Source organism: Streptomyces lothianensis (assembly GCF_047779955.1).
GTDB lineage: Bacteria > Actinomycetota > Actinomycetes > Streptomycetales > Streptomycetaceae > Streptomyces.
Genome location: NZ_JBLMKT010000030.1, coordinates 61,571 through 68,314, shown reverse-complemented (window position 1 = coordinate 68,314; position 6,744 = coordinate 61,571). Strand labels below are relative to the sequence as shown.

Sequence of the window (6,744 nt, the reverse complement as noted above, 5' to 3'; positions counted from 1 at the left end):
CGCCTCACGCGTCTGCGACGGGCGCGATCGCCTCACGCGTCTGCGACGGGCGCGATCGCCTCACGCGTCTGCGACGGGCGCGACCGCCTCACGCGCCTTCGACCGGCTGCGCCCCCGCACCCTGCTGCAGCTCGTCCGCGTGCTCGCCCGTCACCAGGTACACCACGCGCTTGGCCACCGAGACCGCGTGGTCCGCGAAGCGCTCGTAGTAGCGGCCGAGCAGTGTCACGTCGACGGCCGTCTCGATGCCGTGCTTCCAGCGCTCGTCGATGAGGTGCTGGAAGAGGGTGCGGTGCAGCAGGTCCATCTCGTCGTCGTCGTGCTCCAGCTGCATGGCGAGGTCGACGTCCTTGGTGATGATGACCTCGGCGGCCTTCGCCATGAGCCGCTGCGCGAGCTGCCCCATCTCCAGGATCGTGGCGTGCAGGTCGTGCGGCACGGCCCGCTCCGGGAAACGCAGCCGGGCGAGCTTGGCGACGTGCTGGGCGAGGTCGCCGGAGCGCTCCAGGTCGGCGCTCATCCGCAGCGAGGTGACGACGATACGGAGATCGGTGGCGACGGGCTGCTGGCGCGCGAGCAGGGCGATGGCGCGCGCCTCCAGCTCGTGCTGCAGGTCGTCGACCTTCTGGTCGGCGGCGATCACGCTCTCGGCGAGCTTCAGATCGGCGTCGAGCATCGCCGTCGTCGCGCGCCCGATCGCCGATCCGACGAGCCGGGCCATCTCGACGAGGCCTTCGCCGATCGAATCGAGTTCCTCGTGGTACGCGTCCCGCATGGATAGTCCCTCTCTGCATACGTGCCGGGGTCGGCGATACGTGCCGGGGTTCGGCGTAGGGGTTGGGGCTTGGCTCCTGACCCCACGCTCCCACGGTCGGGCCGGAACGCGACCGGGACCGGCACCCCATGTGAACCATCTCTTTCACGAAGGTGAACTCTGGGCACCGTGTGCGGCCCCCTGAGCGCCCCGCACACCCCGCGTACCGGACGCATCGCCGCGGACCGGCCACCCAAATGAACCAGTGGCCTACCGATGGTGAACTCTCGGCGACGAGTGTCCGAGCAGACACCTCGACGGCTGTGGCGGGTCCTGAACCCCTGCTTAACCTGGATGCATGGACGTGAACGCGGCGGTCGCCGCAGCGGCGGCGATCGCCGGGGTGTGCACCGGCGTGATCGCCATGCTGGCGTTCCGCTGGAGCGAACGCGACCTCAAACGCCCCACCAGAACCTCCCTGCACACCGAGGCCGTGCTCCCGCCCGGCGTGGACACGGTCCTGTCCGTGCTCCGCTCCTCCGCGGTGGTCCTCGACGAGGGTGACGCCGTGGTCAAGGCCAGCTCGGCGGCGTACGCCCTGGGTCTCGTACGCGGCGGAAGGCTCGCCGTCGAACCGATGCTCCAGATGGCCCGCGACACCCGCCGCGACGGCGAGATACGCCAGGTCGAGCTGGACCTGCCGCGCCGGGGCACCGGACGCGGCGAGGCCCTCGCGGTCTCCGCCCGTGTCGCCCCGCTCGGCTCCCGGCTCGTGCTGCTGCTCGTCGAGGACCTGACCGAGGCCCGCCGGATCGAGGCGGTACGGCGCGACTTCGTCGCGAACGTGAGCCATGAGCTGAAGACCCCCGTGGGTGCCCTGAGCCTGCTCTCCGAGGCCGTCATGGACGCCGCCGACGACCCGGAGGCGGTCGAGCGTTTCGCCGGACGGATGCAGATCGAGGCGACCCGCCTCACCAACCTGGTCCAGGAACTCATCGACCTCTCCCGCGTCCAGAACGACGACCCGCTGGAGGACGCCGAGCCCGTACGCGTGGACGAGCTGGTCGCCGAGGCCATCGACCGCTGCCGCCACCAGGCCGGCACCAAGCAGATCACCATGGCCGCCGGAGGCACCGCCGACCTGTACGTCTGGGGCAACCGGGGGCAGCTCGCCGCCGCCCTCGGCAACCTCGTCGAGAACGCCGTGAACTACAGCCCCGCCCGTACGCGGGTGGGCATAGCCGGACGACGGGTGACCGCCCCGGGCGGCGATCTCATAGAGATCGCGGTCACCGACCAGGGGCTCGGCATCTCCGAGAAGGACAAGGACCGCATCTTCGAGCGGTTCTACCGCGTCGACCCGGCCCGCTCCCGGGCCACCGGCGGCACCGGGCTCGGACTCGCCATCGTCAAGCACGTCGCCGCCTCGCACGGCGGCGAGGTGACCGTGTGGAGCTCGGAGGGCCAGGGCTCCACCTTCACGCTCCGGCTCCCGGAGGCGGGCTCGGTCCGCGGCCGGAAGCGCTCCACCGAAACCGCCGAGGACACGGCGGAACCCACGCACCACCACCCCAAGCACGACACCGCTGTGAACCACCCCGACGCTCGCGCGAACCGCGAGCCCCTGCCTGCCCCGGAGGTCCTTCCGTGACCCGAGTGCTCGTCGTCGAGGATGAGGAATCCTTCAGCGACGCCCTGTCCTACATGCTCCGTAAGGAGGGTTTCGAGGTCGCGATCGCGACCACCGGGCCCGACGGGCTCGACGAGTTCGAGCGCAACGGCGCCGACCTCGTCCTTCTCGATCTGATGCTTCCCGGCCTGCCCGGCACCGAGGTCTGCCGCCAGCTGCGCGGGCGGTCCAATGTGCCGGTCATCATGGTCACGGCGAAGGACAGCGAGATCGACAAGGTGGTCGGCCTGGAGATAGGAGCCGACGACTACGTAACCAAGCCCTTCTCCTCACGTGAGCTGGTGGCCCGCATCCGGGCCGTCCTGCGCCGCCGAGGGGAGCCGGAGGAGGTCACCCCGGCCGCCCTCGAGGCCGGACCGGTGCGGATGGACGTGGACCGGCACGTGGTGACGGTCGGCGGCGGCAAGGTGGACCTGCCGCTCAAGGAGTTCGACCTGCTGGAGATGCTGCTGCGCAACGCGGGCCGGGTGCTGACCCGCATGCAGCTGATCGACCGGGTCTGGGGCGCGGACTACGTCGGCGACACGAAGACCCTGGACGTCCACGTGAAGCGCCTCCGCGCCAAGATCGAACCCGACCCGGGCGCACCGCGCTACCTGGTGACGGTCCGGGGCCTCGGCTACAAGTTCGAGCCGTAGGCCGCCCGCACGTGAAGGGGGGCGCCCGCCGGTTCGGCGGGCGCCCCCCTTCACGTCTGTGCGCTGGTCAGTGACCGGCAGCCGTCTCCTCGCCACCGGTGGCGGGCTCACCCGTCGCGCCGTGGCCCTCGGCGCCCTCGGAAGCCTCCTCCGTGGGCTCACCGGAGGCGCCGTCCGTCGGCTCCTCGGAGCCCTCGGCCTCGGTGGGCTCCGAGTCCTCGGCCGCCGGAGCCTGGGGCACCTCCTCGGGACCCCACTCGCTGAAGTAGCTGGTGGCGGGCACGACGAAGGCCTTCAACGTCACGTCACCGGTCTCGCTGAGCTTGAAGGTCACCTTCTGCGCATCGCCGTCCTGCACGGACTCACGGCCGTCCGCGAGCATCGCGGTGGCGTTGTCCTTGCCGCCGATGATGAGCGAGCCGCCGGCCGGGATGGACAGCGAGCCGCCCTTGGCGGCCTTGAGCTCGACCTCCCCGGAGGCACCCTCGACCTCGACGGACTCCAGCGTCTGGGCCGTCGTGCCGTTGTTGAAGATCGTCGCCGAGATCGCGGCGGGGCCGGTCGCCTCCACGTCGGGCTGGGTGATGACCAGGGCGTTCTGGATCTTGACCTTGCCGTTGTCGACGGAGGTCGCGGCGTTGTCCGGGCGGACGCCGAGGGTCTGGGCGTCGTTACCGGCACCGCACGCGGAGAGCGTGGCGATCGAGAACGCGAGGGCGGTGGCGGCGATGGCGCCGCGTCGAAGGCTGCGGCTCACGGCGGGCGCAACTCCTTGATGCGTGGGGCGGACACGGGTGGTACGGACGGCGGTAAAGCTGCCCTAAAAGTCTGTCAGCGGCCTTAGGTTACCGACCGCCCGTCGGCCTGCCGCACCCGACCCGCCCCCGAGGCTCCCAGCTCACCGGCGGTCGGCCGTACGGGGTATCGCTCTCCGGCTCCCGCTCTTCGCTCTCGTTCGGCTTTCACGCATTCTCCTCACCTCGCGCCGGACCGAATTCCCGGGTAAGGCGGAGAGCGCCGTGGAAGGTCCGTGGAAGGGCCGGCGAAGAAGAAGTGGGGGAGAATTGATCACTCCTGCGTGCCGGTAGTCACTTCCACGCCACTTCCGTTCCGTTAATGATCAATTCCGGCCTGCGGCGCATCACGCGTCACACCCGCCCCGTACACCTCTCGACTCACCGAACGGAGTAGCGGAGCCGGGCCAACCGGCAGTGTGCAAACCGGGACGTTCGGCCTCTCGGCGGGTGTGCGGAGGCTCGGGGACGGGTGTGTTTCGGCTTCCCGGAACAGCCGCTCCGACCTGCGAATACCTGCCTCCACAAAGGCCCCGCAGCACGTTCCTGTTGCAGTTGTCAAGCCCCGAGATATGCCCTGACCTGCGAAAACGCCATTCAGAACACGCCGTTCTCGTGTTACCCTGGATAGCCACGGAAGGGGTACCTGTCACATGACGTTCAAGGTTGGCGACACCGTGGTCTATCCCCATCACGGGGCCGCGCTGATCGAGGCCATCGAAACTCGTCAGATCAAAGGCGTGGACAAGACCTACTTGGTGCTGAAGGTCGCCCAGGGCGACTTGACTGTTCGTGTGCCAGCGGACAATGCGGAGTTCGTCGGCGTGCGCGATGTGGTCGGTCAGGACGGACTCGACCGGGTCTTCGAGGTGCTGCGCACGGCGTATGCGGAGGAGCCCACGAACTGGTCCCGTCGCTACAAGGCGAATCTTGAGAAGCTCGCCTCCGGCGACGTCATCAAGGTTGCCGAGGTCGTGCGCGACCTGTGGCGTCGTGAGCGTGAGCGCGGCCTCTCGGCCGGCGAGAAGCGCATGCTCGCGAAGGCACGGCAGATCCTGGTGAGCGAGCTCGCGCTCGCGGAGAACACCAATGAGGACAAGGCGGAGGCCCTGCTCGACGAGGTCCTCGCGTCCTGACGCGAAGAATGCGGGCGATCACCCGATCGGCCCACAGGCTGTAGGCGAGCTGACTGCAGGCACGCCAAGGCCTGCACGATGATGCCGCGGTGCCCGTCGGCCGGTCCCAGACCCGGCTGCCGGGCACTGCGGCATGCGCGTCGGCGGGCTCCTTGATGTCGCGTGCTGTGATTCCGGTCGCTTCAGGGCGTCTGTATTCCGGATCGCTTCCGGGCATCTGCGCACGCCCGTCCCCGCCCTGTTCACTGCTGCTTGCTCGCTGCTGTGTGCCGGGTCCGGGCACTGGCACCCAGATGCTCGACCGCGTGTCACGGAAGGGGTCGCGGTCAAGGCCTCGCGCCCGGCACGGTGTGGCCATACCCAAGTCTCCCGAGGACACAAACCTGAACGCGGACCTGATGTCAGACGAATCACCCGAAGCCCCCCGGAGTACGCCCGCGCCCGCCCGCACCGCCGCGGTGATCCCCGCGGCCGGCCGCGGGGTGCGGCTCGGCCCCGGCGCCCCGAAGGCACTGCGCACGCTCGGCGGTACGCCGATGCTCATCCACGCCGTACGGGCCATGGCGGCCTCGCGGGCCGTCTCCCTGGTCGTCATCGTGGCGCCCGCGGACGGCACCGCCGAGGTCAGGGCCATGCTCGACGCGCACACCCTGCCCGAGCGGACCGACGTCCTGGTCGTCCCCGGCGGCGAGAACCGCCAGGACTCCGTCAAGGCGGGCCTCGACGCGCTGCCGCCCGGCTTCGACACCGTGCTCGTGCACGACGCCGCCCGGCCGCTGGTGCCGGTCGACACCGTGGACGCGGTGATCGAGGCGGTACGGGACGGGGCGCCCGCGGTCGTGCCCGCGGTGCCGCTCGCCGACACCGTCAAGGAGGTCGAGCCCTCCGCCGGCGGACCCGAGCCGGTCCTCGCCACCCCCGCGCGCGCCCGGCTGCGCGCCGTGCAGACCCCGCAGGGCTTCGAGCGGGCCACGCTCGTACGCGCCCACGAGACCGTCACCGAGAACGTGACCGACGACGCGAGCATGGTGGAGCAGCTGGGCCTGCCCGTCGTGGTGGTACCCGGGCACGAGGAGGCGTTCAAGGTGACGCGCCCGCTCGACCTGGTGCTCGCCGAGGCCGTACTCGCGCGCAGGAGGAAGAACGATGGGTACTGAGCAGACCGAGCAGACGACGGCTTCCGCAGCGACGGGCGCGGGTCCGCAGCCCCCGGCGCCCGCGACACCCCGTAGCGCCGGACTCCCGCAGGTCGGCATCGGCACGGACATCCACGCCTTCTCGGCCGACGAGGACCGCGAGCTGTGGGTCGGCGGCCTGCTGTGGGAGGACTCCGGTCCCGGCCTCGAAGGGCACTCCGACGCGGACGTGGTCGCGCACGCCGCGTGCAACGCGCTGTTCTCGGCGGCCGGGCTCGGCGACCTCGGGCAGCACTTCGGAACCGGCCGGCCCGAGTGGTCCGGCGCCTCGGGCGTCACGCTCCTGACGGAGGCCGCCCGGATCGTCCGCGCGGCGGGCTTCGAGATCGGGAACGTGGCGGTGCAGGTCGTCGGCGCGCGCCCGAAGATCGGCAAGCGGCGGGAGGAGGCGCAGAAGGTCCTCTCGGCCGCTGCGGGAGCACCGGTCTCGGTGTCCGCCGCCACCTCGGACGGCCTCGGCTTCACCGGCCGCGGCGAGGGCCTGGCCGCGATCGCGACGGCACTCGTCGTACGAGCCTGACGGCGACGGCGCTGAG

Annotated in this window: 7 protein-coding genes; 5 read left to right on the top strand and 2 right to left on the bottom strand. The window is 70.7% G+C overall.

What is annotated here, in order from left to right; genetic code table 11:
• Window positions 1-88: 88 nt before the first annotated feature.
• Window positions 89-775 carry a phosphate signaling complex protein PhoU gene (gene phoU / locus ACLF6P_RS10870; protein WP_415949792.1) on the bottom strand — a complete coding sequence of 229 codons (687 nt, stop codon included), beginning with the start codon at window positions 773-775 and terminating at the stop codon, window positions 89-91.
• Window positions 776-1,112: 337 nt separating this feature from the next.
• Between phoU and ACLF6P_RS10865 the strand changes: the two genes are divergently transcribed.
• On the top strand, window positions 1,113-2,405 hold the full coding sequence (locus ACLF6P_RS10865; RefSeq protein WP_415949791.1) for a two-component system sensor histidine kinase PhoR: 1,293 nt from the start codon (window positions 1,113-1,115) through the stop codon (window positions 2,403-2,405).
• Window positions 2,402-3,082, top strand: coding sequence for a two-component system response regulator PhoP (locus tag ACLF6P_RS10860; protein WP_415949790.1), 681 nt, complete (start codon window positions 2,402-2,404; stop codon window positions 3,080-3,082). Before ACLF6P_RS10865 ends, ACLF6P_RS10860 begins: the two co-directional genes overlap by 4 nt.
• A gap of 67 nt (window positions 3,083-3,149) precedes the next feature.
• On the opposite strand, the gene ACLF6P_RS10855 is transcribed toward ACLF6P_RS10860, so the two are convergent.
• Window positions 3,150-3,839, bottom strand: a complete 690-nt coding sequence (locus ACLF6P_RS10855; RefSeq protein ID WP_415949789.1) for a copper chaperone PCu(A)C — start codon at window positions 3,837-3,839, stop codon at window positions 3,150-3,152.
• A gap of 690 nt (window positions 3,840-4,529) precedes the next feature.
• Here ACLF6P_RS10855 and ACLF6P_RS10850 point away from each other — a divergent pair.
• The 3 genes from ACLF6P_RS10850 (at window position 4,530) to ispF (ending at window position 6,728) form a co-directional block, all read left to right on the top strand.
• Window positions 4,530-5,012 (top strand): CarD family transcriptional regulator, encoded by a 483-nt coding sequence (locus ACLF6P_RS10850; protein WP_415949787.1) that lies wholly within the window; start codon window positions 4,530-4,532, stop codon window positions 5,010-5,012.
• A 398-nt stretch (window positions 5,013-5,410) separates the two neighbouring features.
• Complete coding sequence (ispD, locus tag ACLF6P_RS10845) at window positions 5,411-6,169, top strand: 2-C-methyl-D-erythritol 4-phosphate cytidylyltransferase (RefSeq protein WP_415949786.1); 759 nt, start codon at window positions 5,411-5,413, stop codon at window positions 6,167-6,169.
• The gene (ispF, locus tag ACLF6P_RS10840; protein ID WP_415949785.1) at window positions 6,159-6,728 is read left to right on the top strand and encodes a 2-C-methyl-D-erythritol 2,4-cyclodiphosphate synthase; all 570 of its coding nucleotides are present in this window, start codon (window positions 6,159-6,161) and stop codon (window positions 6,726-6,728) included. The genes ispD and ispF overlap by 11 nt, the downstream gene beginning before the upstream one ends.
• Window positions 6,729-6,744 lie beyond the last annotated feature (16 nt).

Coding starts and splice junctions, on each gene's coding strand:
- ACLF6P_RS10850 (WP_415949787.1), top strand. CDS start 4,530: ATGACGTTCAAGGTTGGCGACACCGTGGTCTATCCCCATCACGGGGCC.
- ACLF6P_RS10865 (WP_415949791.1), top strand. CDS start 1,113: ATGGACGTGAACGCGGCGGTCGCCGCAGCGGCGGCGATCGCCGGGGTG.
- ispD (WP_415949786.1), top strand. CDS start 5,411: ATGTCAGACGAATCACCCGAAGCCCCCCGGAGTACGCCCGCGCCCGCC.
- ispF (WP_415949785.1), top strand. CDS start 6,159: ATGGGTACTGAGCAGACCGAGCAGACGACGGCTTCCGCAGCGACGGGC.
- phoU (WP_415949792.1), bottom strand. CDS start 775: ATGCGGGACGCGTACCACGAGGAACTCGATTCGATCGGCGAAGGCCTC.